This window comes from Paenibacillus sp. FW101-FHT12H11, assembly GCF_058790355.1.
Genome location: NZ_JBYTCO010000012.1, coordinates 154,780 through 181,649, shown reverse-complemented (window position 1 = coordinate 181,649; position 26,870 = coordinate 154,780). Strand labels below are relative to the sequence as shown.

Sequence of the window (26,870 nt, the reverse complement as noted above, 5' to 3'; positions counted from 1 at the left end):
TTAGGAGGCGTCACTTAACTTGAAATAGGCTTTATGGTTGGTTTCGTCCAGCAAATCGAACACGATGAAGTAAGCGTTATCATAGAGATCGATATGCAGCCAATGCTTCCCGCTCGAAGATTCATCCTTTAGCTGTACAACATAGTGAGCGCTCGGGCGCTCCGCCATGAAGTCAAAATGGCTGAAGTCGATCAACCGGACCGCCGTTCGCATCTGTGCCGTCAGCGCAGTCCGATCCTTCTCGGATAACGCAGCAAGAACACCGTCCTGCAAGCGAAATACTTGATGCACGGGGTTGGCAATCACACTGCCGACCGTTTCTGCGGTGAGCGTTTTGTCGATCAGCATGTTTTGCAGTTTGCGGATCTCCGCGCTAGTATCCAGCGAGTTCACCAAGTCACTGCCGAAACGGAAGCCGCTGGTCCCGATTTGAAAAGGCACATCCTCTTGATCCAAGTAGGCCATGGAGCCTGTTAGCAGCAGCCGTGAAGCGTTTGCACGAGTGGGCTGCCCGCTGCCGTTTAATAAACGTGTGAACGAAGCTTTCCACGCAATCAACTCTTTGGGATCATCAATCGAGATGGTGCCGATACCCGGGTACGTGATATTCATGCTCATGGGAACGCCGTCAAACATGTCACGGCTGTTCGGGTCCTTCGGAACCGTTCGAACTTCATCGACGCCGATTCGGAATACATAAGCAAAAATGCCGATCAGCGTACAACCAATTACGATTTGCAATAAGATGAGACGCAACCATGAAAGCCCTTTCTTCTCCTCTTGCATGTAGATTACTCTCCTTTTATCTCAGAAAAATCATTGATTTGTATCAATTTTGTAACAGACCTTGAGGGCGTACAGGTTCCATTTGGAAGCTCAAAATGACTTCCGTTCCGCTTCCCTCACGGCTGTGCACGGTGATGTCGCCACCTTGCAGCTCCATCAATTGCTTGCAAAGCAGCAGCCCAAGCCCGTGTGAGTGGGCGGATACAGGCCGCTCGGCTTTTTCGGCAGAAGGATGGAACAACGTGCGTGTTTCCTCTTCGTCCATGCCTTTGCCGTTATCGGTAATGCGCACGAGACAGTGGTATTCCTGCTGCTCCAACCGTACGTTCAGCTGCGTGCAGCCGCTATGCTTGATTGCATTTTCTATGACGTTGAACAAAACCTGCTGTGTACGTTTGGGATCCATGTATACCTCACACGGTACTACTTGTACAGCAGTCGTAATGGCGGATTTATGCAGTGTAGGCTCCAAAATGCGCAAGCTATCTGTCAAGATCGCAGCCAAATCTGTATGCTCAAGCTGCACCCGCCAAGCCTCATCGCCTTTGAGCGACGATTGCAGCAGCTCTTCGACCATTTGCAGCAGTCGCGTGCTTTCCTTGCGGATGTATACATTGCATGTTCGAATATCTTCGACACGCTCCATTTTATCAATCAGATCGGAGAAACCGATGATGGAGGTTAGCGGCGTTTTCAACTCGTGTGTGACATTGTCGTAAAATTTTTTCTGCTTGCTCTGCTCATAATGGAGCAGCTCGATATGCTCTTGCAGCGCCTCGGACATTTGATTAAAGTCATCGGCCAGCTCCCGCACCTCGTCCTGGCTGCGTACGGTTATTTTTCGGCTGAAATCGCCTACGGTTACTAGCTTCAAAGCTTGCTGCAAGGCATGCAGCGGCTGCATGATGAAGAAAGAGAACGAGTAGCTCGCGAGCAGAGCGACAAGCAGGCAGCCCAGCGCGACGCCAATAAACCAGGTCCTCATGGCGGACAGGGTTTCTTCGTGTTTGTTTAAATCGAGCAGATAGCGGAACCCGCCGACAATTTTGCCTTCGTAAAGAAAGGGAGAGGCATAGATAAGCATCTTGCTGTTCTCACCTTCCGTAATGACGGTGGCGGTTTGCCCTGCGAGGGCAGCGTCGATATCGCTCCGCTTCACCAGATCCTCTCTATTGCCGCTATCTCCGATAATGGTGCCCTCCGGATCAAACAGCTGGACTTGGAAGTTGCTGTTGGCGGCAAGATGTGAGGCAATCAGCGGGGCATATGTCCCGGAAAAAAGCTGCTCGATGCTAATTTTTTTATCGTTTACAATTTTTAACGCCTCGATGCGGTGAAGGTCGTAATATTGGCTAAGCGTCTGGGTATCCCGCTCAATCATACTTTTGCTTAGCGTATAGTTGACGACCACATACATCGCGGCCAGCAGCATGATAATCGTAATTGTGTGCTGTATGAACAGCTTATTGCGCAGCTTCATGGCTTAAACCTCCAGCTTGTAGCCCATTCCGTGAACCGTGGCCAGCACATGATCGTGGGGTTTCATTTTCTCGCGGAGCCGGTTTACCATCATATCGACGGAGCGGGTTTGTCCGTAGTATTCGAACCCCCATACCTGGTCCAAAATGTGCTCTCGCGTAAACACCTTCTTTGGATTTTTGCATAACAGCCAAAGGAAGTCGAACTCTCTGCTGGTTGTTTTGACGAGTTGGCCCGCCACTTTCAAAGACCGCTCATTCCGATCGATCTCTATGACTCCGGCTTGGAGGATATCAGCCGCATGTGTAGCGGTATCCGGGGTCATTCGGCGCATAACCGCCCGAATTCGCATGATAAGCTCCCGCGTTTCAAAGGGCTTGGTTAAATAATCATCGGCGCCGAGCTGGAAGCCTAATATTTTGTCGTTCATTTCGTTTTTCGCTGTGAGTACGATGACGGGTATGTCTTTATAAGCTTGCTGCAGCGTTTTCAAAAGTTCAAAGCCCGACTGATCCGGCAGCATCAGATCCAGCAAGATCAAATCGATCGGCTGCGAAGCGAGCACTTCGAGACCGGAGGCGACGGTGCCGGCTACGATAGGGTGAAACCCCTCAACTTCAAGGCTTAATTTGAGCAGCATTTGAATGCTGGAATCGTCTTCAATAATTAATATCGTCATTTGGAAAGTTCCTTTCCGGCAGCATTTTGCGTATCGTAGGCATTTCTGATTAGGGATCATCTATGTGTATACATTCTACACAACAGACGAGCTATGTAAATACGATTGACTTATATTGCCTTTTACAAAAAGCGTTTTCAACCGTATGATGAGAGTGCAATGTAACATTTCTTTCCGTAATAGGGAACGTAATTTAATCTGCAACGTACTACAACAGGTGACAACAAATCAGATCCGACACGATGTGGAGAGAAGGAGTTTTAAACGGAATGAAGCATGAGGACAAAAACGGGTGGCGTTCTGACATCGCGCCCTACGAAAAACCGCATATGAAACACAGCCTATGGCAAATTATGAATACGTTAATTCCCTTTTTTGCTTTATGGTATTTCGCCTATTTAAGCCTTTCGGTCTCGATCTGGCTTACGCTTGTGATCGACATTATCGCCTCCGGCTTCTTGGTGCGCATTTTTATCATCTTCCACGATTGCTGTCACAAATCATTTTTCAAAAATAAATGGGCGAATGAAATTGTCGGTACGTTGACAGGAATTCTGACATTCGTGCCATATCATCAGTGGCGTTACACGCACTCTATTCATCATGCATCCAGCGGTAATTTGGACCGTAGAGGTGTAGGCGATATTTGGACGTTGACGGTTGATGAATATCAGAAATCCTCATGGAAAAAAAGGCTTACCTACCGGCTATACCGCAATCCGCTGATCATGTTCATCATTGGACCGATCTTCATTTTTCTTATAGATTATCGTTTTAACCGCAAGCGTGCGGGAATGAAAGAACGCATGAATACGTATATCACCAATGTTAGTATCGTGGGAAGTTTAGCGTTGCTGTGCTGGGCGATTGGCTGGCAGTCGGTGCTCCTTATTCAAGGTCCGATGTTTTTCGTTTCCGGCATGATGGGGATTTGGTTGTTTTATGTGCAGCATAACTATGAAGAGACTTATTTTGAAAATGAACCTGAGTGGGATTATGTCAAAGCGGCGATGCATGGCAGTTCTTTTTACAAGCTGCCTAGAGTGCTGCACTGGATCACGGGGAATATCGGGTTTCACCATATTCATCATCTGAGCCCGCGAGTTCCGAACTATTACTTGGAAAAGGTTCATAACAAAAACGCTGTGCTGCGCAACGTGCAGACGATTACGCTGATGACAAGCTTGGAATCGCTCAAGTTCCGTATTTGGTGCGAAGACACGAAAAAATTCATCCGTTTCAAGGATTTGAAGCCTATAAAAGTCAAGAGAGGCCTCGTCAAAACGTTGGAAATGGACTAAATGTTGAAAAGCTGGCGGTTAAAGTGGAAATTCTACTTTGATTGTTGGCTTTTTTTGTATTTTTATTGGTGATTTTTGGAGGCGTTTCTATTGTGGGATTATGCCGATTACGGTATAATTTATATCATAAACGGCATAATTCTAAAGAATAGAGGATGTTACACTAAAGGAGCCAAACTGACCAGTGTATGAAATCGATATTTATGAAGACTCGGATGGGAATTCAGAATTGAAAGATTGGCTTCGAGAACTAAAAGGTCGTAAAGACAAAGGAATTAAGGATGCCAGAATTATACTTAATCAAATTCATTATTGCATAGAACGTATAAAACTAGAGGGTACTTACGTATCAGAGGAAATAGCCAAACACATGATTGAGGACATTTGGGAGTTGCGGCCAGATAAACATAGAGTCATGTTTTTTCAAGCAAAAGAAGGCAGATTCGTTTTGTTAAACCATTTCCGAAAAGAAACGCAGAAAACCCCGCCAAAACATATTAGGAAAGCTATTCAGTTGAGAGATGAGTGGAATAACCGCAGGCGTTGATTCGTCAACTATTGGAAGGGATGGAGATGAACATGAGTTTTGATGATTTTATGCAAGAGATTGGAGAAAACACGATTGAAACGGAAGCAATCAGACAAATGGCACGTATGGTCTCTGATATAGTAAAACGCCGAAAAGTACTTGGATTTACCCAAGAGGAGGTTGCCAAAAGAGCTGGGCTTACTCAATCACAAGTGGCACGGCTAGAAAATAGTTCACAGCTGCCTAGAGTAGACACTTTAATTAAAGTAGCCATTGCTCTCGGAATGAATATGGCCTTGATTGAGATCGAGGAGCAGGCTGCGACTGGTAACCAATTGGCACATGCGTAAAAATAATCGGAGTGATGAAATTGGCGGGTTTTAGCGCCGGTTTTGCTACTTTATATGGTTTGGGGGAAGCGAAGCTTACCCCTTATTTTTGTTGTATGCGTTTTTGCCAACGCACAAGCACGGCTTACAACCTAAAAAAAACACAAGTCGGTGAAAAGACATTCCATTGTTGCAAGCGCTTTAGCAAGGTACCATAGGGGTATAACATCGACGAAGAAATAGTGAGGGGGGCTAGATGATGGCGGTAGGCGCGCAAGCGGTAGAACAGATGAATAAGCGTGCGCAGACGAAAAAGGGCAAGTCCTTTCTGCGAACGTTTTGGAAGTATAGGGCGCTGTATTTGATATCAGTTCCGGGTATTTTATATTTTATTATTTTCAAGTATGTACCGCTGCTAGGTTCAGTTATTGCCTTTCAGGATTACAACATTTTTGACGGCTTCACCGGAAGCAAGTGGGTGGGTTTTGAACATTTTACACGGATGTTTGCCCATTATGATTTTATCAAAATTTTGAAAAATACCGTCTTAATCGGGATCTACGATTTAGTGCTTGCATTCCCTGCGCCAATCATCCTGGCTCTCTTGCTTAACGAGCTGCGCGTTGTGCTGTACAAGCGCGTTCTTCAGACGGTCGTATACATGCCTCACTTCCTGTCATGGGTTATCGTGAGCGGGATTGCCATCGGTATTCTTTCCCCTTCGACTGGCGCGGTAAACCATTTCATCGCTTGGCTGGGGTTTGAACCAATTTACTTCTTGGGCGAAGAATCCTGGATCCGCACGGTGCTCATCTCGTCAGGGATTTGGCGGGATTCGGGTTACGGCACGATTATTTATTTGGCAGCGCTTGCGGGAATTAATCCGGATCTATACGAAGCTTCGGAAGTGGACGGTGCCAATCGGTGGAGACAAACCATTTCGATCACGCTTCCATCGCTGCTGCCAACCATTATGATTTTGTTCCTGCTGCACATTGGTAAATTCTTAGATTTCGGCTTCGAGCGCGTATACGTGTTCTTGAATCCGCTGAATAAAGAAAATGGTGAAATTCTGGATACCTACATTTATACCGCGGGATTATTAGGCCAACAGTTCAGCTATACAACGGCCATCGGTCTTTTCAAAGCAGTAGTAGGTGTCATCTTTATCGTAACGGGTAATGTGCTCAGCAAAAAAACAACGGGTGAAAGCTTGTATTAAGACGGAGGTGAACGCTATATGAATCGTAAGCCGACAGCCGGTTGGCAAGTTTTTAACATAGTTAACGTCGTATTTCTAACGCTACTATCATTGGCGATGCTCCTGCCGTTCTTAAACGTGCTGGCTCAATCGTTCAGTTCATCTCAAGCTATCGTGAATGGCAAGGTTTTGTTCCTGCCGGTGCAATTTACAGCGATCAACTACCAATATGTGTTTAGCGACGCGGCTATCTGGCGTTCTTTCGGAGTAACCGTGTATATTACGGTAGTGGGCACGCTCATCAACTTGATTGCAACAGCTTCACTGGCTTATCCGGTGTCGCGCCCCGAGTATGCCGGACGCAACGCGGTTGTGATTATGGTTCTAATTACAATGGTCTTTACAGCACCATTAATTCCTAACTTTATTTTGATGAAAAACTTGCATCTGACGAACTCGCTTTGGGCTCTTATGATTCCAGGTGCGATCAGCGCCTTTAACTTTTTCGTGATGAGGTCGTTCTTCCTGCAGATCCCTAGCGAATTGATTGACTCCGGCCGGATCGACGGCTGTTCCGAGCTCAGAATGATTTGGAACATCGTGCTTCCTCTGTCCAAGCCGGTTATGGCGTCCCTTGGAATCTTCTATGCCGTAGGCCACTGGAATACGTATCAAAGCGCGCTCTACTATATCAACAAACCGGCGCTATGGCCGCTTCAAGTGAAGCTGCGCCAGCTCATTGTATCCGAAGATATCAGTATCGATCCTAACTCATCTCAATTTAGCGGACTGGCTCATATGGATCCGGAGGGGATCAAAATGGCGACGATCATTATCGCGACGATCCCAATTATCCTGATTTACCCGTTCTTGCAGCGTCATTTCGTCAAAGGGATGATGGTAGGCTCCGTCAAATCATAAGGAATCATTTGTGAAATCATGTATGAGATGGCGAGTTTTAACAACATTCTAAAAAAAAGACAATTCGAACTAAAGACAGCCCATATCGACAAATTGTAAACGCTTTTACAATGAGTGTGCATGAGGTCATATTTTAGCGAAATGAAAAGAGGGGTAGAAATGAAAAAATGGATTCCCACGACGATGGCCGCAGTTCTCTTGGCCACTACGATGGCAGCTTGCTCTTCCAAGCCAGCAGAACAATCGGCAACCAGTCCGGCAGCTAACGGAGCTAGCGCAAAGCCGGCGGAAAAAACGAAGTTCTCCATCTCCTTGCGTACACTGGCATTCGGGCACGTGGAGAAGTCTCCTGATATCAACCAAGACAAATGGGTAAAGAAACTCGAAGAATTAACAAACTCCGATTTGAATATCGTGCTTGTTCCGCACAAAGAATATGAACAAAAAATGATCCAAATGTTTGCAACCAACGACATTCCTGATGTTGTTCAAGGCAGCGGCGGTGTGAACGGGAAAGAAATGGCGGGTTCCGTGAAAGCAGGCGTATTCATGCCGCTGGACGACTTGTTGAAGCAGTACGGTCCGAATTTGCTGAAAAAAGTGCCGAAAGACGCTTGGGATAACGTAACATACAACGGTAAAATCTATGCGATTCCAGAGTATTTGTCCAACCCGTCCCGCCGCGCGATCTTCGTTCGTAAGGACTTGCTGGATAAGGCCGGTCTAGGCGTGCCGAAAACAGTCGATGAGTACATGGCTGTACTTCGCAAGTTCAAAGAAATGGGCGTTGAGAACCCTTACATGGGTCGCGAAAACTTTAAATATGCGGATTCCTTCTTCGGAGCTTATGACGTCTATCCATACCTCTCCATGTTTGAGAAGTCCGGCGATCAAATTTTGCCGAAGTTTTTCGATACAGAGAATATGACTAAAGCGCTTCAAACGTACAAAACGATGTTCGACGAAGGCTTAATCAACAAAGAGTTCGCAACCATCAACGCAACGGTATTTAAAAACACAATCCTCGCCGGTAAAGCAGGCATGTGGTCCATGAATGCCAATGAAATGCTGCAATGGGAAACACAGTTGAAAACGACGGTGCCTACGGGCGATATCGAAATCATCGCATCTCCGACAGGACCGGACGGTAAAGGCGGACACTACTTGTATGGACCTGCGCCGCGTGCTTACTTCATCAACAAAAATGTGAAAAATGCTGCGCAGATTATCCAGTTCTACGATTGGATGATGTCTGACGAAGCTGAGAAATTCTTCACATTCGGTATCGAAGGCGACACGTACAAAACAGTAGACGGCAAAATCGACTACAAATCGCCGACAGATTCGGCTGGTGTAGATGAAGAGCGTTACCGCCAATCCTTCTTGTGGTTGGTTCAAGATACAACTTATAATAAAGGCACACTTAGTATGACAGAAGATGGCAAGAAATTAATGAATGTGTACGATACGACTTTGAAAAATGAAGGACGCGATGGTATCAACTTCGAGCCGCGCCTGGAGTCCTTAATGAAAAATCCTGATATTTCTCCGCTGTCCGATCAAGCGCCACCTGTTATTCTTTCTCACATGGTCAAAATGGTGTACGGCAAAGAGCCGATCTCCGATTGGCCGAAAGTATTGGAAGAGTGGAAGTCCAAAGGCGGCAACGAAGTGATCAAGGAAGCTACAGAGAAATTCAATAGCAAAGATTCCGGTACGACTGTGTCGATGCCGCGTAAATAAGCTCAAGCATTGAGCATGACCGACTCCTCACGAGCACACCAGCGCGTGGGGAGCGGGCATTTCAGAAGGGTAAGAAGGGAGCTGCCGCCTCATGTACCGCATCCTCATTGTCGATGACGAACCGATGATACGCAAAGGATTACAAAAGCTAGTCGAACAATCGGAGCTGCCGATCGAAAGCCTGCGAACGGCTGAGAATGGTGTTGTCGCCTTACAGCGGATTCAAGAGGATCGACCCGACTTCCTGTTTACCGATATTCGTATGCCCAAAATGGACGGTTTGGAGCTGTGCGCCCGCGTTGCCGAAATGGATGCGGACATCCAGGTTGTCGTTATTTCCGGGTATAGCGATTTTGAATATGCCCAGAAATGTGTTTCTTATGGTGTTAAAGAGTATTTGCTGAAACCTGTAAATATCAAAGGTTTTCAGAACGTATTGGAGAAGCTGATCCGTACCAGGTCCAAGGTAAGCTCCGAATCTTTCGTTGCTGTAACGAAGCTGGAACAATGGGCAAGCCGCATGGAGCATGCGGTCTGGATGCTGCATCAGGCGGAATTAGACAGCTTGCTTGAAGAAATTTATACAGAGCTCAAAGATTATAAACTGAAGCTGAACCGGCTTCTCGATATTTTGGAGGAAATTCATACCCTGCTGCACCAACGTTTGAATGTGCGCGATGTTTATCTCATGCAAGGCGAGCTTGCCTTAACCGGCGCTGCCAGCGAAGAGGAGGCTTGGCTCCGATTCACCGGTGCGGTCTACGGCCACTTGGATGAGCTTAGGAATAAGCGGAAAGGGAAGTTGAAAGATCCTGTGGAGGTAGCGAAGCAATACATGGAGACGCACCTCGCAGAGGAGGTTTCCTTAGAGGAAGTGGCTGAATTCATCGGACTCAACCCTTCGTATTTCAGCCAATTGTTCAAGCAAAACACATCGGAAACGTTCGTGCAGTACCGCACACGCAGGCGCATGGAAAAAGCGAAAAAGCTGCTCGAGCAGCCGCAATGGCGCATTACGGATATCTCGGGGGAAGTCGGATACGCTGACCACCCGCATTTTACGAAAACATTCAAGAAGTATGAAGGCTGCCTTCCATCCGAGTATCGCCAGCAAATGGGGATTCGTACATGAGAGGCAAGACGCTGTCACGGCAAATTTTTTCCAACTTTCTCATTGTGATTGTGCTCTCCCTTGTATCGGTTGGCGCTTTCTCCTATGTGCAGTCTTCCAGAGCGCTCGATGGCCAGGTGAAGCAATACATGGAGCAAATGATCGATAGCGCCAACTATCAGACGGATAGTTATTTGCAGGCTTACGAGCTCCTCAGCAACGCGTTTTCCTCCAACTCGGATGTGCGCGCATTTATGGAAATCAAGCCGGATGATTCGTACGAGTACTATGTTTACAGCGAAAAGATCAAGGAATTTGCACGTATTTCGGTCATTTCCGTTGTGACGTTATATAAACAGTTGAACATGATTTATGCGGTTGGCCAGCATGGGCGCTCAGTCATCTATGAAAACCAGAATTTGCTGAATTTCGACCCCGTACTGGTGAAAGAAAAGTATGATTATTTGATGAAAATGACGCCGGTAGACGGCAAAATCTCGCTGCTGAATATGAGTATTCGCGAGGTGGATCAGGGCTCTGTCGTGACGATGGCACGTAAAGTAAGGGGACCTTCTTACGGGGATGCCAATCGCGGGGTCGTCGCCATCGAGATCAAGCTGGATGAACTGGCGAAGACGTGGGATCGGGTGAGTCTGGGGAAAAAGGGTTTCTTTTTCATCATAGACGATGCTGGAAACTACATCTACCCTCGTTCAATGAGCGAGCGCAAGCCGCAGGACGATTTGGCTTCGCATGTGCTGGCAAGCGGCAACCAGACCTTCATTTACAAATATGACGGTGAGGAGCGCATGTTTGTGTCCCGCAAATCCGGTTACTCCGATTGGAATCTGGTTGCTTCCATGCCGGTTGACGAGCTGCGACGGCCAGCTGATACGATTCGAACGACAACAATCAGTGTAGGTTTGATTACCCTGGCCATTGCGTTGTGGCTGGCAACCCGTTTCGGGCGTTCGATTATTGCGCCGATTCGTTGGTTGAAAGACAGTATGAGAGAAACGGAAAAGGGAAATTGGCAGTACATTGATGAATCCGGCCGTACGGACGAGATCGGCGGACTTATTCACAGCTACAACCTGATGGTGACGCGCCTTTCCGATATGATTGAGCGGGTCTACGAGGCGGAGCTGGAACAGCAGAAAAATGCCTTGGAGCTAGGGGAGACGAAGCTGGAGCGGCAGCGGGCGGAATACCAGTCGCTGCAGCTGCAAATTAATCCTCACTTTTTATATAACACACTCGAAACGATTAACTGTTATGCCATTGTTCAGGATTCAACGGAAATCACCGAGATGGTGGAAGCCATGGCGTTCATGCTCCGTTATTCCGTTCAGACCAATTTGGAAGAAATTACAGTGGCCAATGAGTTGAACCATGTTCGCAACTACATGATTGTTTTGCAGCATCGGACGGGCAAAGAGTTCGAAATTGATGTGGCAATCCCGCCATATCTGCTGCTGGAGAAAATGGTTCGGCTGACGCTGCAGCCATTGATTGAAAATATTTTTCAGCATGCTTTTCCGGACGGCGTGGAGCCGCATCACTTTATCCGTATCAACGCCAAGAAGGAAAACGGCTTGTTCCAAGTTTTTGTGGAGGACAATGGCATTGGCATGAAGCCGGAGCGGCTTGAGGAACTGCGGAAGAAGCTGGAGCAGAACCGATTGGCGGAGCCGGAAGAGAACGGCTCGCCTCGGCGAGGCGGCATTGGCCTTATGAACGTGCATCGGCGCATACAGATGGTGTTCGGCGAGGCTTACGGGTTGTCGGTCGACAGCGAGTGGGGACGCGGCTCGTGCTTGACGATGACGATGCCGGAGACGGCACGGCCGAAGATGCGGAACTGATGGAAGCGGCCGATTCCGCCACGCCCCTCACCTCTGCCCATCTACGGGCAAGATGAGAGGGCGAAGCTGGGCTGGCTGGAGCAGGTGAGGAACGCCTGGGGAACGCTTGAGTCACGTCGCCAATCCCGCCGCGCCCCATCTACCTCTGCCCATCTAAGCTAACGGACTCAGATGACCATAATCGGGTCAAAAGTCTATCGCCAACAATTTTAACGGACATAGTAGTCCTTATTTGCTGGATATAATGGCGTTTCTGTGCTCTGAAGTGGGAAAAGAGTCTCTCATGTCCGTTAGCCTTCAAAAAGGAAGCAAATAGACTCATTTAACGTTCCTAGAGTCCGTTACACTCATCGAGACGGCTAGTCGCCAAGGCGAACGCTGAAAATTTTCGTTGGTAAACGGGGAATAGAAGTCGCTAAAGGCTCTTATTTTCCCATTCATATATATCTTAAACAAAACATGGGAGGAATTCATATGAACATCAACTTAACGGGGAAAATTGCACTGGTAACAGGATCAAACGCGGGGATCGGACGCGCCATCGCATTGGCTTTGGCTAGCAACGGAGCAAAAGTTGGCGTGAACTGCCTGAACAACGTAGCACAAGGGCAAGAAGTTGTCGCAGCGATTCAAGCGGCGGGCGGCGAAGCTGTATTAGTGCAAGCCGATGTGACGAATATCGAGCAGATCGATAGACTCGTAAGTGAAGTGGAGCAAGCGCTAGGTGGCACTATTGATATTTTAGTCAACAATGCAGGCCATTTGGTACAGCGTGTGCCGAATTCCGAAATGTTTGAAGAGATGTACGACCGCATTATGGACGTTAATTTGAAAAGCACCGTGTTCATGTGCAAAAGAGTGCTTGCCGGCATGAAAGCCAAAGGCTACGGCCGTATCGTCAACATGACATCTGTTGCTGCGCATAACGGCGGCGGACCAGGTTCGAGCGTATATGCAGCCAGCAAAGCAGCCGTGCTTACTTACTCCAAAGGCTTGGCGAAAGAAGTCGCGGCAAGCGGCATTACGGTGAATAACGTATCCCCTGGCTTTATCGGGAACACAATGTTCCACGCGACATTTACAACGGACGCAGCTCGTACTGCGACGATTAACGGCATTCCGCTTGGACGTGAAGGAGCACCTGATGATGTAGCTGGCGCCGTGCTTTACCTTGCTTCCGATTTGGCTTCTTATGTAACAGGTGAAACGATTGAAATCAACGGCGGGATGATGATGCGATGAGTACCGCGCTTAGATCGGACCGTATAGCCCATATCTTAAAAGAGGAAATCGACAAGCTGCAGCAAGCCGGCAGCCTGTCGATTCCGAAAGAACCTGGTGGCTGGTGGCACCAGTATGTTTGCCCACATCATCATACCGAACTGGTGTTCGAAGATAGGCAAGTCGATGCATCCGAGTTCGCGTGCCCGCACGGCTGCCGCATTGAAGGCGAAGCCTACCGCGGCGCTTGGCTCGTGTTTAAACATCAGTCGCTGGCACGCGTCGCGTTGCAAGCAGCGGCTGTCTATGCAGCGCTTGGCGAGGCTTCCTACGCCCAGCTTAGCAAAAGACTGCTCGTCGAATACGCCGAGCAGTTCCCGCTCTACCCCGTGCATCCGGAAGCGCAAAGCTGGATGCTGAAAGGGCGCGCGTTCCATCAAGCGCTCACGGAAGCGATCTGGTCCACAACCCTGATTCGCGCTTACTTGTTATTGCGCGATAAAGGCGTTGTGTTCGATGAGAAGGAGCAGGCGGCTATCGACGTCTTTTTGGGATTGCTTGCCGGGAGTATGGAAGAATACCGGCACATTCTTATTCATGAGCGGAACAATGCGGAGAACAATTACACCGCTTGGCTGAACGCGTCATTGTCTTGCGTCTACGCCGCCCGCGGCGAGCAAGCGGCGCTGGAAGCGCTGATTGAAGGCCAAGGCGGCTTCAAGCATCATCTCTCGATCGGCGTGAAACCCGATCAGTTCGAATTCGAAGGAAGCACGTATTACCACGTATTCGTGCTTCGGGCGTACTTGATCGCTGCGGAGATGGCGCAGCGCTTCGGGATTGACCTCTACGCCGTCACAGGCGCAGAGGGCCAATCCATGCGCGGCATGCTGGAGGCGCTCGCCGAGCTGGCCGACGACCAGGGCGCGCTGCCTGCCCTGCATGACGGGCCGCTCGCGCGTGCTCCCTATGCCCGCGAGATCGCTGAGATCGCAGAGCAGGGGCTCGCGATCTACGGCATTGCCGGCCTCGCGCCGGTCTTGCGCGAAGCGTACCGGCAGCTGGGCGCTGCCGGCGGCGAGCAGCTGGAGGCGCTGCTCTATGGCACAGACGAGCGCCCGCAGGCTTCTGCGGCTTCGCGGGCTTCAAGGCTCTGGCCGGATGCCGGATTCATCATCGGCCGGGTGGCGGGGAACCCGCTGTCGTTTCTCGCCGATTTCGGCGAGCATGGCGGTTCCCACGGCCACTACGACAAGCTGCATCTGACGTTGATGCATCCTGCGCAAACGCTTACTCCCGATTTTGGCATGGTGCCTTACGGCTCGCCTATGCGGAAATCGTGGTTTGCCGAAACGTCCAGCCACAACACGGTGTCGCTGGACGGCATGTCCCAAGCGCCGCATGAAGGGCGCTGCGTTCGCTATGAGGCGTCTAGTGGCGGAAAGTCCGTCTACGCCTGGCTGCAATCCACCGGAGCCTACGAAGGCTGCACGATGAATCGCCATCTGCTGCTTACTGACGAGTGGCTGCTGGATTGGTTCCAGGTTGAGCTTGCCGAAGGGGAGCGAAGCATAGAATGGTGGATGCATCCTGCCGTTCAGCCTCTAACAGGAACGCTTGAGGAACGGGACGAGGTGTACACACTTCGGATTCAAGAGAAAGATGCTTCCGAGTTAACGGAACAGAAGCACCCGATCATTGGCGGACTGGTGCCGGATGCAGGCCAACTGCAGTTGTCCTATGCGCTCGGGGAAAACAAGGTCGTGTTCCACACAGCATTGGCAGAATCGGGCGACGAGCTGCTGGCGGTACAAACGCCAGGTGATTCTATCGACCCAAGTCAGCCGCTTACTGCCGTCCTCCACCGGCGTAATGACCGTAGAGCTGAATTCATCCACGTGTACCGGGCAGATAGCAGTGCCTCGCTTACCCGTGTTTCCGCGCAGGAAGTTGAGATTGCCGTACCCGGTCAATCGGAAAGCGCATCACGTATTCAACTTACAGAAGATAAAGGTTTAATTTTCATATAGAAGAAGGGAGCATCGTGATGACAACCCTGTCGCCATTATACGAACCGCAGAGCGGCGTATTAACCGTACAATACGAGCCGAATGAGCAAACTAAACTGTTGGAGAACCCGCCACGCTTCACGTGGATTCCGGCCCAACTGGAGAATGACCGTTACGTGCTGCAAATTTCGCAGTCGGACGTATTTTCCGAGGCAGGCACGCAAACGATCAAGCCGATTCCCTATAATTTATATACACCGGATGATGCCTTTGAGGCAGGAACTTACTACTGGCGCTACGCTTTGCTCGGAGAGAAAGACGAACAAACCGCTTGGAGTAAGGTGAGACGTTTTGAAGTCCCGGCTGACCTGCCGGAAACTCCGCTGCCTAGTCGGGATCGCCGTTATGCCGAAGCCTCTTTGCAGCACCCTCGGCTATGGCTCCAGTCCGCTGAGGTTGAAGCTTTCCGAAGCGAATTGGAAGCTGATCCGACTTACTGCGGGTTCGATGTCTTTTTTGAAAAGTCTGTGAAACCGTGGATGGATCGCGAACTCATCGCTGAGCCGCAGCCTTACCCGGGCAACAAACGTGTTGCCAAGCTGTGGCGTCAAATGTACATGGACACACAAGAAGTCTTGTATGCGATCCGCCATTTGGCGGTAGCCGGAACGATTTTGGCTAACGAAGAGATGCTGGATCGCGCCAAAACGTGGCTGCTTCACGTCTGCAATTGGGATGTCAACGGCACAACAAGCCGCGATTACAACGATGAGGCCTCTTTCCGAATGACTGGAGCGATTGCCTGGGGCTACGACTGGCTGCATGGGCGGTTAACGGAGCTTGAGCGGAAGCTTGTGCGAGAGGTTTTGCTTGCACGTGCACGGCAAATTGCTACACATGTCATAGACCACTCCAAAATTCATCACGTGCCATTTGACAGCCACGCCGTTCGTTCGCTGTCCAGCGTGCTGGTCCCGAGCTGCATTGCCTTGTTAGAGGAAGAGCCGGAAGCACGCGAATGGCTGGATTATACCCTTGAATACTATGCATGCATCTATTCCCCTTGGGGCGGACCGGATGGAGGCTGGGCGGAAGGTCCGATGTATTGGACGACCGGGATGGCTTTTGTTACGGAAGCGATGAACTTGCTGAAAAAATATACGGGCATTAACTTCTATAAACGGCCATTTTTTACGAAAACGGGCGATTTCCCGCTGTACGCCTTCAGTCCGGATACGCTGCGCGCAAGCTTTGGCGACCAATCCACGCTGGGAGATCCTGTTAGCCTGAAAACAGGCTTCAACATCCGCCAATTCGCCGGCGTGACGGGGAACGGCCTGTATCAGTGGTATTTTGAGCGGGTACGCGAGACGGATACCGATTCTGAAATGAAGTTTTACAACTACGGCTGGTGGGACTTCCGTTTTGACGAAATGGTTTTCCGTCACGACTATCCACAAGTGGAGGCCATTGTGCCAACGGATGCGAATATCGAGCAGGTAAAATGGTTCCGCGACATCGGTTGGGTTGCTTTCCACTCGCATATGGCGGATCCCGAGCGCCACATTATGTTGCTTACGAAGAGCAGCAAATATGGCTCTGTCAGCCATAGCCATGGCGACCAGAACGGGTTCCTGCTGCACGCCTATGGGGAACCGCTTGCGATTGAGAGCGGCTACTACGTGGCGTTCAGCTCCACGATGCACATGAACTGGCGCAGACAGACGCGTTCGACGAATAATATTTTGATCGATGGCCTTGGTCAATACGCGGAGAAGAACAAAGTGCTGAATATGGCGGCGAACGGGTTCGTTGAAGTGGCTGAGCAGCGCAAAGGTTACGGCTACTCCCGCAGCAATGCCACAGCAGCGTACAGGGAGTACGTCCCTTATCTGGAGCGGTACGTACGCGAGTTGTACTTCTTTGGGACCTATGTTGTCGTCGTAGATCACATCGATCTGGCACAGACGGGCACCGTGGATTGGCTGTTCCAGACGCTGTATGAAATGAAGCTGAATGGACAGACCTTCAAAGTCCAAGGCCGCAAAGCCGATATGGATGGTCGTTTCGTCTACTGCTCCTCGGGCGAGCTTGAGCTTACACAGCATGAGGGCTTCGCGGATGTGGACTTGAGCGAGATCGAAGGTTTGCCGCTGCATTGGCATCTCAAGGCGACGACGAAGCCGGCGCGCAGCCACCGGATCGCTACGCTCCTGGTGCCGATTAAGCATGGCGAGCCGAAGTATGTGTCCTATTTCATGGACGATCAAGGGTTCGACACGCATATTTACTTTACGGAAGATGGCGTGACTCATCGTGTTGAGGTGCCTAAGGCTTATTAGGTTATTTATTAGAACGACTCTCCTTTGTCAATTTGGTGGGAGGGTCGTTTTTTATGCGCTTCGTAGTGCAATAGACTAATGAGTGAAAGTCTCTAGTACACCGCGAAGTGGCGGAAGTACATAGCTAACGCATAGTGCTTAGTCCGCGCGGCATAACCAGTTGGCTGGCAAGACCGGATGCGATGACCCGAATGTCCGGATCTGTGAGAGGCCCATGCAAATGCGCATGGGCCTACTCGATATTTTCACGTCATGCATTATGAGGAGTCTCGGGACAAATAGAGGGAAAAATTTGCGATATCAAACCACATCTTACCGCCTCTGTACGTCACTACAATCAACAATAAGGGGTATCCTACTGAATACCGGGGCTATGGCAAGCCCTGCTCTGCACGCTTTACCACTTCTTCACGCTCTTTGACAGTCACATCTTTCAACGCTTTTCAAACACTTTCCAAGCTCGACTCAAAGCTCTTCAAACCCTATCGCCGGTTTTTCGCATGCTCTTGAAAGGATACATTCAGGTACATAAACCTATAAAAAGTAAACATGAATCCTAAAGTTCACACATTGTAAGGGTTGCCAATTTCGAGCGATAATAGGGTCATCAAGTTCACTAAACAAACGAGGGGGATTCACATTGATTAAAAAATATAAAGGTCTTCAATTAACAGCAGCAGGCTTACTGGCTATCTCCTTAACAGCATGTGGTGCAGGCGGCAGCACAACGACACCGGCACCGGGCGCGAGCGCTTCAGCAGCACCTAGCGGTGGAAGCACAACGAAAGAAAACGTAACAATCACGTTCCAAAACATATATCCCGATCCAACAGATCCGAAAAACGGCATGTTGAAAAAGATCGTGAACGACTACCAAACGAAAAACCCGAACATCAAAATCGAACTTGATTCCCTGAACACGGACCAACAAAAGCTGAAGCTCAAAACACAAGCAGCTTCCAAAGAAGTTCCGGATATCACGATCGTGAATCCAGCCGCTCAAATGAAACCTTTCGTAGACGCAGGATTGTTCGCGCCGCTTAATGACATGGTTGAGCAAAACGGCCTGAAAGGCACGTTCCAAGAAGGAATCTTGAACTGGTACACATTCAACAACAACATCTACGCATTGCCGGATGGTAACAACATCGGTCTCGTTTACTACAACAAAGACTTGTTCAAACAAGCTGGCGTAGAAGTACCGAAAACATTCGAAGATATGGTTGCAGCTGTAAAAACATTGAAAGGCAAAGGCATTCAGCCAATGGCGATCGGTGAAAAAGATTCCTGGACGGGTTCCTTCTTGTTCATGAACGTGCTGCTTCGCACAAATGGCGGCCCTGGCTTCCTGCAAGCTGTTGTTGATGGCAAGAAAACATTCGCAGATCCAGCATTCACGGATGCTGTAAGCAGCTTCCAAGACCTGATTCAAGCTGGCGCATTCCAAGAAGGCGCAACTTCTTTTGACTACAACGCAGGTGAAAACTTGTTCAAAACAGGTAAAGCGGCTATGTACTACATGGGTTCATGGGCAACAGGCGGTATCGAAACTTCTTCCGTTAACGGTAAAGTCGGCGTATTCAAATTCCCAACGGTTAAAGGCAAAGGTAACCCTGACGAATTCATGCTTGCACCAGGAAGCGCGTTCGCAATTTCTGCTAACAGCAAACACTTGAAAGAAACCAAAGATTTCTTGAACTACTTCATGTTGAACTTCCCGAAAGAAGCATTCGCGGTTAAAGGCGCAGTAGGTATCGCTCAAAAAGTTGACGGTGACTTCAAAGCGGCTGGATACTCCGATATGGCGATGGAAGTTCTGGATATGTTCAAACAAGTTAAAGGCGGCGACCTTGCGTTCGATAACACAATGAACCCAGGAACAGCACAAGGCCACTTGGCAAGCATCCAAAACCTCTTCGTTCAGAAGAAAGATCCTGCTGAAGTTGGCAAAGAGCACCAAACAGCTTACGATACGAACAAAAAGTAAATAGATAATCATTTAGCAGCCAAATCGGAATTTATCCTAAGCGCCGCAAGGGTGTAGAGGGTGAATTCCGATTGGTATATCTCATGAAGGAGGCGAGCCAAGTGAATGTGTTAAGAGTCTCCAAGTGGACGATTGCCATGTTTGTACTGCCATGTTTGTTGATTTATGTCTGTCTCGTTTTTGTACCGATTCTAGTATCGTTATATAGTGGGTTGCTGGATTGGAACGGGATCAGCGGTGCAAAATTCGTTGGTTTGGATAATTTCCGTAACTTATTGTTTCATGATCCTGTGTTTTGGCCGTCTGTGAAACGGACTTTAATGTTTGCTGTATTTTCAATGGTTGAAATTCCAATTGCCTTAGGTGTAGCCGTTCTCTTGAACCGATTCATCAAAAAGCCGAATTTTTTAGTTTCTGCTTACTTCTTACCGGTTATTTTGTCCGTTGTTATTGTCGGACAGCTCTGGAAAACCATTTATAACCCTGCCGCAATGGGCGGTATGCTCAATCAAGTATTGGACATGTTGAATTTGCACAGCTGGTCGAGATCCTGGTTAACGGATCCGAAGATTGCTATGTACTCTCTCTATTTCGTGGCCCTATGGCAGTACCTGGGGTACCACACTTTGATCCAGTTCACCGGCATTCAGAACATTCCTGCTGATATTTATGAAGCGGCGCGAATTGATGGAGCCGAAGGCCTTAAAGCTGACTGGTATATAACTTTCCCTATGAATATTCCGATTTTCAAAATATCGATCGTTCTTGCCTTTATCGGCTCCTTACAAGCGTTTGACATGGTCATGGTTATGACCGGAGGCGGCCCTGCGCATGCGACAGACGTCATTTCTACACATATGTACAACATGTCCTTCCTATCCATGAAGTATGGATATGGTAGTGCGATCGCTGCATTCTTGGTTGTCTTATGTTTGATTGCAACTGTAATTATCAATGGTATCTTTAATAAACTAGAGAGAAGATTTACTTAAGGAAGGGGAGTGTCACCATGCAAGATGTCAGGAAAGCAGCGGTAGCTGCGCCTGCAATGACTCGGAGACGCCAAAGCTTCTCTATCCTGAAAGTTTTGGTCATTGCACTCTTGTCGTTGCTCGTAGTTACACAAGTGTATCCACTGCTTTGGTTGTTTATTTATTCGTTAAAAACGAATGAGGAAATCTTGTCGGGGCGGTTTTTCGCCCTCCCGCAAGTGCTTCAATGGAAGAACTTCTCCTCGGCTGTAGAGGCGGGGCATTACTTCCAGTACTTGAAAAACAGTCTTTTCGTCACATCGGTTACAATGGTCTGCGTTATCTTGCTTAGTTCCTTGGTTTCCTTCGCGATTACAAGGTTCAAGTGGAAATATGGCCAAGTCGTCATGATCATCTTCCTGATCGGAATGATGGTTCCGATGCAAGCGACATTGCTGCCGCTGATGATTATTTTCAAAAACTTGAATGCTTTGAACACGCATCTATCCATCATTTTGCCTTATATCGCGTTTCAGACGCCGATTGCAGTCTTTATCCTCAGCGGTTTCATGAAATCCATTCCGGCTGAGATCGAAGAGTCTGCTGTCGTAGACGGCGCGGGGGTTTTCCGAATCTTTGGAAGCATTATTCTTCCGATTTCGATTCCTCCAATGATGACAGTATGTATCTTGACGTTCATCAATATTTGGAACGAATACATTCTTGCGGCGACATTCATTTCGTCCGAGCGGCTCAAAACGCTGCCTTTCGGGGTGAACAGCTTCGTGAGTCAATATTCGGTAAATTACGGGGCTATCGGGGCGTTTCTCGTGTTAGGCGCGCTGCCGGTCATTATCATTTATTTCCTATTAGCCGATAAAATTACAAAAGGTATGGTAGCGGGAGCGGTGAAGGGTTAACTTCACCCCTCTCTTTTTGCCGTTTAGGAAACAGCCTGTGATATGATAACCTGTAACGACTAACGAAAGGGGACCGACTTCGAAGTGACACGGGGCCTTCATTCTATTCATAGCCGGCTGTTCTTGCTTTTTATTTCCTGCATGCTGATCCTCTTAACTTTGGTAAGCGTGCTCTATTACAAGAAAACAACGGACATTATTCATAGCAAAATCAGTGATTTGGCGGAGAAAAATATTTCCCAAACGGTGGGCCTGTTTGAATTGCTGCTGCAGGGTTATGACAGCATTACGAAATCGCTCAACAGCAATTATGAGATGCTCAGGTTAATCCATGATCGTGATACGAGCAAAGATGAAGCGGTTAACATTATTAATGAGCGCACCATTACGAATATCATGGGAGCGGCCTATTACTCCAGAGACGACATTTTCGGAATTCATATCATTACGAATGCGGGCAAAAACTATAACTATGAACGCGGCTTTGACAGTGTCATTAATGCGGACTATGCCAGTACGGCCTGGTACCATAAGCTGCAGGATTCCTCCGGTGAAATGGTTTGGTTGGGTCTATCCAAAGGCTCGATCATCAACCGGTTTCAGCAAGACTCCGTTTTCGTATTCGGACGCAAATTGTACGATTTAACCGATCATCGCTTGATTGGCGTTCTGGTGATTGAAACGAACCCGCAGCCGATTCTGGCGGCGCTTTCGAACGTGAGGATTTCCCCGAACAGCCAGGTTTATATCGTCGATAAGGAAGATCATATGATTGCCTCTACCGCCGGGGAGAAGGACATTCCTCCTTCTTTCGGAGGCCTGCCGCGCCCGCAAAACAATGAGATCGTCGTGGATGACCGAACAGACCAACTGATTGTTTCGGCCAAAGCGAAGATGTCCGATTGGACTGTCTTCGGTTTAACTCCCAAAGGCGATATTAACTCTGAGGTTGTCAAAACAAGAGAGTACCTGTACCTCGTGATTCTAGCGGTAGTGTTCCTGTCCTTGGTGCTTGCGAGTATTATTTCCCAGAACATTTCCTCGCCGCTTAAGCTGCTGATTCGGGAGATGAAGCAGGTGGAGATGGGGAATTTCAAAGGGTCAGTAACGGTCAAATCGTTCGAAGAAATCAATTCGCTCGTATCTTCCTTTAACCGAATGGTGAATCGGATGGATGAACTGATTGAGCGCATCACGCTCGCCACCGTGAGTGAGAAGAACGCGGAGCTGCAGGCGCTGCAATCTCAAGTTAATCCGCATTTTCTCTATAATACGCTCGATATGATTTATTGGATGTTAGACGAGCGGGAGAACGACCGTTTAGGAAAAGTGATTTTAGCTTTGTCCCATATGTTTCGTTACAGCAGCGACTGGCAGGAGGCCTCGAAAACAACCCTTCGCCAAGAGCTGGATCAAATGCGACATTATATGACGATCATTGAAAGCCGCTTAGAAGGCAGGGTCAGCACTGTTTTGGATGTTGCGCCGGAATGTCTGGATGTGGTCCTGCCGAAAATGACGCTTCAGCCAATCATTGAGAATGCGGTCAAATACGGGCTGGAACCGCTTGACCGGCCTGGCGTGCTGCGGGTCTACACGGAGATCAGCGAGCATGAGCTGCGGATTGTGATTGAGGATAACGGTGTCGGCATTGAAGAGAGTGCCCTCCAGAACATGCAGGAGCAGCTCATCAAGGACGCATCGGATATTGACGGGGCTATGGCATCCCTGCAATCTCCGCAGACAACCAGTGCATCCGGCCAAACGAGACGAGGCATTGGCATTACCAACGTGCATCGCCGGATCGTTCTTATGTTCGGAGATATTTATGGACTTCGCATTCATAGCAAGCAAGGAGAAGGAACGACCGTCGTCATTGCGATGCCGCTTCCTCGGAAAGGAGAGTAAAACCATGGATATTCTCATCGTAGATGATGAAACGGTGATTCGGGAGGGCATCCAGCGTACGCTGCTCAACCGCTTTCCTGAGCATCAGGTTTATCTCGCGGCGAACGCGGAGCAAGCGATTGCTTTGCTGCGGAGCCACCGCATTCAAATCGTCCTCACCGACATTCTCATGCCGGGAATGACAGGGCTGGAACTCATGAATATGTCCCGGAGCCGGCATCCGAATGTGAAATGGGTGGTGATATCCGCCTATTCCGAATTTTCGTATGCGCAGGAGGCTGTGCGGCTCGGAGCCAAGGATTATTTGCTGAAGCCGATCGGCAAAGAGGTGCTCAGCGAGATGATCCGGAAGCTTGGCGAGGAAATCGCTCACGAAATTGAGCTGAACGAGGAGTCTGAGCTCCTGAAGGCGAACCGCAAATATTTGCAGGAAGCTGTCTTTCAGCGCTTTGCGCAAGGGCTGGATACCGGGCGCATCGATATGAAGCCCTTCATGGAGCAGCACCCGCATTTCCATCTCATCATGGTGAAAATGGAGAGCGATAAGGCCGTTTTCCTCGAAAATTTCATTATCGAGAACGTCCTCCAAGAGCTGATCGAGCGCTACGGCAAAGGTTTCGTAACGGTCCACGACAGCAAAAGCCTGCTCGGCATCGTCACATTCCCGGACGCCGCCCTCTTGACGACACTCGTGGATGAGCTGCGCAGCCATCTCGTGAAGTATTTGAAGGTGCCCTTTCAGATTATGAGCTCCGAACAGATCAACCGCTTCGAGGCGGTGCCAGCCGAAGTACAGCGCATGCGTCAAGCTTCGACGACGCAGGTCTACGAGCATCATGCGAGCGGCAGTGACCGCTCGGTTGATGTGGCTTTGCAATATATTCGCACGCATTATCATGACGACCTGTCGCTGGAGAAGGTCGCAGCGATCGTTTACTTGAATCCGGTTTATTTCAGCCAATTATTTAAACAGAAGATCGGCCAGGGATTCAAGGAATATGTCACGCATCTTCGTCTGGAACAGGCGAAGCAGCTGCTTTTGAACCCTAAGCTGAAATTGGCGGACGTCGCTGATCGGATCGGTTATCAGGACATGCGTCATTTCTCGCAGGTGTTTCGCAAGAAATACGGTGTGACCCCTTCTGAGTACCGAAATGAGCAGACACCGAACTCGGTGTGAGTGTTGTCAAGAGGTAGGGACTCAGCCAACTTTAAGCAAATTCTAATAAAGGCGCTTAAAGCTAGGCGCCGCTTGGATATCCCAAAGGACTGGTAAATACCGGTCCTTTTATGTGTGTTATGGTGGACCCAGGGCCAAACAAGCCCATCACCATGATCCATGAAGGAGGATATCCCATCATGTTACTAGTGAAAAAGAGCCGCCTTAGCAAATCATTCGTGGGAATCGGCCTGGCGCTTTCTTTATTAACGTCAGGAACCATGTTATTCGGACCTCAGTCAGCCTTCGCTGCTGCGAGCGATTCTGCTGCAACTGCAGCCTATAGTGCCACAAGCACGAGCACAAGCAAAGCAAGTAGTATTGTACGCACGGCACGATCCTATATCGGTAAAGTGCGTTACAAATTTGGCGTCAGAGACACGTCACGTTTGATTCTGGATTGTTCCTCTTTTACACAGCTGGTTTTCAAGAAGAACGGGATCACGATCCCATGGAGTTCGACAGATCAAGCGAAGTTAGGGACAGCCGTTAAGAAGAAAGCGAACCTGCGCGAAGGCGATCTCGTGTTCTTCAGTACGTCCAAGCCCGGCCGCATCAATCATGTGGGCATTTATGTCGGTAATGGCAAGTTCGTGAGCAACACGGCGAGCTCCGGCGTCGTCATGCTGGATATGAATGATAGCTACTGGAAAAATCGGTTTATCACAGGCCGTCGGTTGTAATTGACCGATGGCTCCCTTTAGTGTTATATAAAAGAAAACCTACATAAAGGGAGCAGGGAAACGAGAATGACTTTGAAAAATGCTTTTAACGATGTGAAAAAGTTTCACCAGACCTTTGAGCACCCGGTAGGCACGACGCCGCAGCGCTTGTCGGAGAGCCGCAAGGCAGCTCGCTTGGCTTGGATGCAGGAAGAGCTGGACGAGTTCAAAGAGGCGGCGACACTGGAAGATGAAGTGGATGCCATGATCGATGAGTTGTACTTCGTGTTGGGTACCTTAGTTGAGATGGGTGTCGAGCCGGGGCCGATTTTTGACATCGTGCATCACGCCAACATGTCCAAAGTGTGGTCGGACGGTCTAGTCCATAAGAACGAATTTGGCAAAACCATTAAGCCCCCCGACTGGCAGGACCCTTTCGACAAAATTAGAGCAGAAATTCGCAGGCAAATGGACAATAAATAAGTTTTCAGTGGAGGAGGAAAAGGCATGTTATTTCATACCAGGCTGAAAGAGCTGAGACAACAGCAAAATCTAACGCTGCGCAAACTTGGCGAGAAAGCGGGCGTCAGTTATTCCATCCTGAATGCCATCGAAAATGGTCGAATACAACCGTCGAATGATGTCGTAATTGCACTAACAATTGCCTTGAAAATAGAGGATAAAGAGGAACTCTTATCCTTAGTAAGAAATGCCTCTGAAGGGTAATTGCATTAGCCAAATATGTGTGGTACAGTATTAATAGTCTTTGGGGTAAAACCTGAATTGCTTATTGCAAAGGGTTATCATTTTAGTCTGTGAAACCTTTTCCAATGTGTAATTTTTTTGTTCGAAACAAGAAAAAAGACATGTTAATTAAAACTTTGGAGGTATTACCCATGGCAGTAGGAACAGTTAAATGGTTTAACGCAGAAAAAGGATTTGGCTTTATCGAAGTAGAAGGCGGCAACGATGTATTCGTACACTTCTCCGCAATCCAAGGCGAAGGCTTCAAAACTTTAGACGAAGGTCAACAAGTTGAGTTCAACGTTGTTCAAGGCAACCGCGGACCACAAGCTGAGAACGTTGTAAAGCTGTAAGCTTTTGCTTGCATAGATAGCAGTTCGGAGAACAACTCTTAACATTATGTTAAGAGTTGTTTTTTTTCGTTTGCGTTGAGCACTCCAATCAAGAAGTTGGCTTCCATCGCTGGTAGCGATTTCTCTCGGAGAGAGAACTACAGGACGCTATTTCACCGGAATGAGCTCTTTTGCGCGCGGAGGGGAACTGTGGTCCTCTATTTGTCTGTTTTCCTGAAGAAAACAGGGTGAGGCGGTCAAATAAGGCCCTGTAGTTCCACTTGGACGCGGAAACGGCTGAATTTGTGGAAATAGTGGCCTGTAGTTCCTCAAGAGTTTGTCGTTGACGATAAGGTTACTTGCGCCGCCAAGTGTCTCCGTAACGCTAAATTCTAGCAGCGTGGGTGTTCTCCACCGTCCCTTGCGCGTCGGGAACTGCGCGGCAGAGCCCGCCAAAGGCGTCTAGACCGCGTCCACCCAGCAGCCGCAGTAATTGGCACGCCGTGCGCATCTTGCCCATACGAGGCATTTTGCGATGCGCTCCGAGGCTTGAAGAGGCTTTGTCCTCTACTGCGTAGTAAACGGAACAGAGACATGCTCAGACGCCTCTC

23 protein-coding genes are annotated in these 26,870 nt (G+C 48.8%); 20 read left to right on the top strand and 3 right to left on the bottom strand.

Going from position 1 to position 26,870, the window contains the following annotated elements; translation table 11 throughout:
- From AC3WTJ_RS32360 to AC3WTJ_RS32350, 3 genes are read right to left on the bottom strand one after another with little or no spacing between them, the layout of a single operon-like run.
- A complete protein-coding gene (locus AC3WTJ_RS32360) occupies nucleotides 1–786 on the bottom strand; it encodes a DUF3919 family protein (protein WP_492525229.1) in 786 nt (261 codons plus the stop codon).
- Between the two features lie 43 nt (nucleotides 787–829).
- The gene (locus tag AC3WTJ_RS32355; RefSeq protein ID WP_492525227.1) at nucleotides 830–2,266 is read right to left on the bottom strand and encodes a HAMP domain-containing sensor histidine kinase; all 1,437 of its coding nucleotides are present in this window, start codon (nucleotides 2,264–2,266) and stop codon (nucleotides 830–832) included.
- Nucleotides 2,267–2,269: 3 nt separating this feature from the next.
- Nucleotides 2,270–2,944 (bottom strand): response regulator transcription factor, encoded by a 675-nt coding sequence (locus tag AC3WTJ_RS32350; RefSeq protein WP_492525225.1) that lies wholly within the window; start codon nucleotides 2,942–2,944, stop codon nucleotides 2,270–2,272.
- 269 nt (nucleotides 2,945–3,213) lie between these two features.
- On the opposite strand from AC3WTJ_RS32350, the gene desA reads away from it, so the two are divergent.
- From desA to AC3WTJ_RS32250, 20 genes are all read left to right on the top strand, one after another.
- The gene (gene desA / locus AC3WTJ_RS32345) at nucleotides 3,214–4,245 is read left to right on the top strand and encodes a Delta(5) desaturase DesA (RefSeq protein WP_492525223.1); all 1,032 of its coding nucleotides are present in this window, start codon (nucleotides 3,214–3,216) and stop codon (nucleotides 4,243–4,245) included.
- A gap of 184 nt (nucleotides 4,246–4,429) precedes the next feature.
- Entirely contained in the window at nucleotides 4,430–4,792 is a 363-nt protein-coding gene (locus AC3WTJ_RS32340; RefSeq protein ID WP_492525221.1) for a type II toxin-antitoxin system RelE/ParE family toxin, read from the top strand.
- Nucleotides 4,793–4,824: 32 nt separating this feature from the next.
- Complete coding sequence (locus AC3WTJ_RS32335) at nucleotides 4,825–5,124, top strand: helix-turn-helix domain-containing protein (protein ID WP_492525219.1); 300 nt, start codon at nucleotides 4,825–4,827, stop codon at nucleotides 5,122–5,124.
- 268 nt (nucleotides 5,125–5,392) lie between these two features.
- Complete coding sequence (locus tag AC3WTJ_RS32330) at nucleotides 5,393–6,325, top strand: ABC transporter permease (protein WP_246238890.1); 933 nt, start codon at nucleotides 5,393–5,395, stop codon at nucleotides 6,323–6,325.
- Nucleotides 6,326–6,343: 18 nt separating this feature from the next.
- Nucleotides 6,344–7,225 carry a carbohydrate ABC transporter permease gene (locus AC3WTJ_RS32325; RefSeq protein WP_315954420.1) on the top strand — a complete coding sequence of 294 codons (882 nt, stop codon included), beginning with the start codon at nucleotides 6,344–6,346 and terminating at the stop codon, nucleotides 7,223–7,225.
- Nucleotides 7,226–7,384: 159 nt separating this feature from the next.
- Nucleotides 7,385–8,968: an extracellular solute-binding protein gene (locus AC3WTJ_RS32320; RefSeq protein ID WP_492525217.1), complete on the top strand. Its 1,584-nt coding sequence runs from the start codon at nucleotides 7,385–7,387 to the stop codon at nucleotides 8,966–8,968.
- A gap of 91 nt (nucleotides 8,969–9,059) precedes the next feature.
- Nucleotides 9,060–10,100: a response regulator transcription factor gene (locus AC3WTJ_RS32315; protein ID WP_492525215.1), complete on the top strand. Its 1,041-nt coding sequence runs from the start codon at nucleotides 9,060–9,062 to the stop codon at nucleotides 10,098–10,100.
- The gene (locus AC3WTJ_RS32310; RefSeq protein ID WP_492525213.1) at nucleotides 10,097–11,944 is read left to right on the top strand and encodes a cache domain-containing sensor histidine kinase; all 1,848 of its coding nucleotides are present in this window, start codon (nucleotides 10,097–10,099) and stop codon (nucleotides 11,942–11,944) included. The genes AC3WTJ_RS32315 and AC3WTJ_RS32310 overlap by 4 nt, the downstream gene beginning before the upstream one ends.
- Before the next feature lie 474 nt (nucleotides 11,945–12,418).
- A complete protein-coding gene (locus tag AC3WTJ_RS32305) occupies nucleotides 12,419–13,186 on the top strand; it encodes an SDR family NAD(P)-dependent oxidoreductase (protein ID WP_407869976.1) in 768 nt (255 codons plus the stop codon).
- A complete protein-coding gene (locus AC3WTJ_RS32300) occupies nucleotides 13,183–15,195 on the top strand; it encodes a heparinase II/III domain-containing protein (RefSeq protein ID WP_492525209.1) in 2,013 nt (670 codons plus the stop codon). The genes AC3WTJ_RS32305 and AC3WTJ_RS32300 overlap by 4 nt, the downstream gene beginning before the upstream one ends.
- A 17-nt stretch (nucleotides 15,196–15,212) precedes the next feature.
- Entirely contained in the window at nucleotides 15,213–17,516 is a 2,304-nt protein-coding gene (locus AC3WTJ_RS32295; protein WP_492525434.1) for a DUF4962 domain-containing protein, read from the top strand.
- A gap of 640 nt (nucleotides 17,517–18,156) precedes the next feature.
- Complete coding sequence (locus AC3WTJ_RS32290; protein ID WP_127453899.1) at nucleotides 18,157–19,503, top strand: extracellular solute-binding protein; 1,347 nt, start codon at nucleotides 18,157–18,159, stop codon at nucleotides 19,501–19,503.
- Nucleotides 19,504–19,604: 101 nt separating this feature from the next.
- Complete coding sequence (locus tag AC3WTJ_RS32285; RefSeq protein ID WP_181646517.1) at nucleotides 19,605–20,495, top strand: carbohydrate ABC transporter permease; 891 nt, start codon at nucleotides 19,605–19,607, stop codon at nucleotides 20,493–20,495.
- 56 nt (nucleotides 20,496–20,551) lie between these two features.
- Nucleotides 20,552–21,394 carry a carbohydrate ABC transporter permease gene (locus AC3WTJ_RS32280; RefSeq protein ID WP_492525432.1) on the top strand — a complete coding sequence of 281 codons (843 nt, stop codon included), beginning with the start codon at nucleotides 20,552–20,554 and terminating at the stop codon, nucleotides 21,392–21,394.
- A gap of 84 nt (nucleotides 21,395–21,478) precedes the next feature.
- Entirely contained in the window at nucleotides 21,479–23,302 is a 1,824-nt protein-coding gene (locus AC3WTJ_RS32275; RefSeq protein WP_492525206.1) for a sensor histidine kinase, read from the top strand.
- A gap of 4 nt (nucleotides 23,303–23,306) precedes the next feature.
- Entirely contained in the window at nucleotides 23,307–24,482 is a 1,176-nt protein-coding gene (locus AC3WTJ_RS32270; RefSeq protein WP_492525204.1) for a response regulator, read from the top strand.
- A gap of 179 nt (nucleotides 24,483–24,661) precedes the next feature.
- A complete protein-coding gene (locus tag AC3WTJ_RS32265; RefSeq protein ID WP_492525202.1) occupies nucleotides 24,662–25,204 on the top strand; it encodes a C40 family peptidase in 543 nt (180 codons plus the stop codon).
- Nucleotides 25,205–25,270: 66 nt separating this feature from the next.
- On the top strand, nucleotides 25,271–25,666 hold the full coding sequence (locus tag AC3WTJ_RS32260) for a pyrophosphohydrolase domain-containing protein (protein ID WP_492525200.1): 396 nt from the start codon (nucleotides 25,271–25,273) through the stop codon (nucleotides 25,664–25,666).
- Nucleotides 25,667–25,690: 24 nt separating this feature from the next.
- Nucleotides 25,691–25,909, top strand: a complete 219-nt coding sequence (locus tag AC3WTJ_RS32255; protein WP_315954431.1) for a helix-turn-helix domain-containing protein — start codon at nucleotides 25,691–25,693, stop codon at nucleotides 25,907–25,909.
- A 170-nt stretch (nucleotides 25,910–26,079) separates the two neighbouring features.
- Nucleotides 26,080–26,280, top strand: a complete 201-nt coding sequence (locus tag AC3WTJ_RS32250; protein WP_126140957.1) for a cold-shock protein — start codon at nucleotides 26,080–26,082, stop codon at nucleotides 26,278–26,280.
- Nucleotides 26,281–26,870 lie beyond the last annotated feature (590 nt).